Genomic DNA, 2128 nt, shown 5'->3' with positions numbered 1-2128 from the left:
TGATTGAGCCGCTTGTAATGATTGTGAACCGCGACCGAGAGCACGCGCTTGGCGGTCTGCTGGCCGATCACGTAATCGTCGAGAACGTTGCAGATCTCCTGCGGGGTCGGCACGCCATCGGAGGACTTGACCAGGTTCGTCTTGGTCTCCTCGCGGATGATGTCCATGCACAACTCGACGCATTCGTCGCAGATGAACACGGTCGGGCCGGCGATGAGCTTGCGCACCTCGTGCTGGCTCTTGCCGCAGAAAGAACAGTAAAGCGTGTTCTTGGCGTCGCCGCTGCTCGATTTACTCATGATCTCTCTCCGGCCCGCTCTGGCTGACTGCTGCCTTGCAGTGCCACATGCCTGCTGAATTCCAACTTAATATAAATCATAGGAACACGCTTGAACGATGAATGACAAGCCCAATCGCGAACATGGCAAACGGGTTAACATGGCGCTCAGTCATCTTCCTCCGGAATGTCCCTGCGCGTGACGATCTCGTCGATGAGGTTCCAGTCCTTGGCCTCCTCAGGGGTCATGAACCTATCGCGGTCGAGCGCGGCTTCAACCGTCTCGTAGTCCTGACCGGTGTGTTCGACGTAGATTTCGTTGAGCCGGCGCTTGAGCTTCTCGGTGTTTCGCGCGTGGATCATGATGTCGGTGGCCTGGCCCTGATAGCCGCCGGAGGGCTGGTGGACCATGATCTGGCTGTTGGGCAGCGAATAGCGCATGCCCTTCTTGCCCGCGGTCAGAAGCAGTGATCCCATCGAGGCCGCCTGGCCGACGCAGATCGTCGATCCGGGAGGACGGATATATTGCATCGTGTCGTATATCGACAATCCCGAAGTCACCGCACCGCCGGGGCTGGAGATATACATCGAGATCTCCTTCTTGGGATTCTCGGCTTCCAGAAACAGCAATTGCGCGACAACCAGCGTCGACATGCCGTCATGGACCGGTCCCGACACGAAGATGATCCGCTCCTTGAGCAGCCGCGAGAAGATGTCGTAGGCCCGCTCTCCCCGTGCCGTCTGTTCGACGACCATCGGCACGAGATTCATGTGGGTCTCAATCGGATTGCTCATCAACAGACCTTTTTCTCACTAGAGCGTTTTCGGCTTTTCCCGTCCCGGGACCACGCTACGTTCGGGGAGGAATAGTGATACGATAAGGGGTCCGCAAGGGTTGCCGCCACACATTGTGGGTCGGAAGGTCGGTCGGGGATCTGTGAGGACCCCTTGGGAACCGCTTCGGTGAATATCGAGTTAAATACGTATGAAAGAACTTGAAATTCCAGAGGTGAGGACAGCTTCCATGGCATCGACTTGCGACCGGTATCTTTCGACCTTCACAGCCAGCATCGCGATCCTGGTCCTTCTCGGACCGGCATCTGCGCAGGAAGGCGGGGGGGAGAGCGATGTCGAGCGCGGCGAGTATCTCAGCCATGCCGCGGGTTGCACGGCCTGTCACACCGATCCCGACGAAGGCGAGCGTTTCGCGGGCGGGCGGATGCTGCCCACGCCGTTCGGTGTGGTGTCCGTGCCCAACATAACGCCCCATGAGGAGACCGGGATCGGAAGCTGGGACGCGGCCAATTTCAAGCGTGCGCTGCACGAGGGCATTCGCAAGGACGGCGCGCCGATCTATCCCGCCATGCCCTACACCAATTTCACGATGATCCGCGACGAGGATGTGGAGGCGCTCTGGGCCTATTTCCAGTCCGTCGAGCCGGTCGAGAACGAGGTCGACGACAACACCCTGCCCTTTCCGTTCAACGTGCGAACCGGGATATCGGGCTGGCAGGCGGTCTATTTCGAGCCCGGCAGGTTCGAGCCCGATCCCGACGAGAGCGAGGAGTTCAATCGCGGCGCCTATCTTGCCGAAGCGCTCACGCATTGCTCCGCCTGTCACACCCCACGCAATTCGGTGGGCGCAAAGCTCGGCAATGCGCAGCATCTCAAGGGTGCCCCGCTCAAGCCGTGGTACGCGCCCAATATCTCGGGTGACGAGAACAGCGTGCTCGACAGCTACACGATCGAGAGCCTGACCGCGTTTCTCTCCGAGGGCCATGACGGCGAGGGCCGCACACCCTATGGCCGCATGGCCGAGACGGTCTATGAAAGCACCGCGATGCTCAACGA

General features: G+C 59.7%; 3 protein-coding genes. 1 reads left to right on the top strand and 2 read right to left on the bottom strand.

Features of this window, described 5'->3' with window-relative positions; translation table 11 throughout:
- A partial coding sequence (locus WA989_RS16060; protein ID WP_424341488.1) for a ClpX C4-type zinc finger protein occupies window positions 1–299 on the bottom strand: 299 nt, incomplete at its 3' end.
- A 146-nt stretch (window positions 300–445) separates the two neighbouring features.
- On the bottom strand, window positions 446–1072 hold the full coding sequence (locus tag WA989_RS16055; protein WP_424341487.1) for an ATP-dependent Clp protease proteolytic subunit: 627 nt from the start codon (window positions 1070–1072) through the stop codon (window positions 446–448).
- Between the two features lie 229 nt (window positions 1073–1301).
- Here WA989_RS16055 and WA989_RS16050 point away from each other — a divergent pair.
- Window positions 1302–2128: c-type cytochrome (locus WA989_RS16050; RefSeq protein ID WP_424341486.1), on the top strand; the 827-nt coding region annotated here is incomplete at its 3' end.

Source organism: Henriciella sp. (assembly GCF_049649345.1).
Taxonomy (GTDB): domain Bacteria; phylum Pseudomonadota; class Alphaproteobacteria; order Caulobacterales; family Hyphomonadaceae; genus Henriciella.
The sequence above is the reverse complement of the archived record's forward strand: the minus strand, read 5'-3'. Positions and strand labels throughout refer to the sequence as shown.

What these genes read in the sequence shown, in the direction of transcription:
- WA989_RS16055 (WP_424341487.1), bottom strand. Translation starts at nt 1,072, where the DNA reads ATGAGCAATCCGATTGAGACCCACATGAATCTCGTGCCGATGGTCGTC.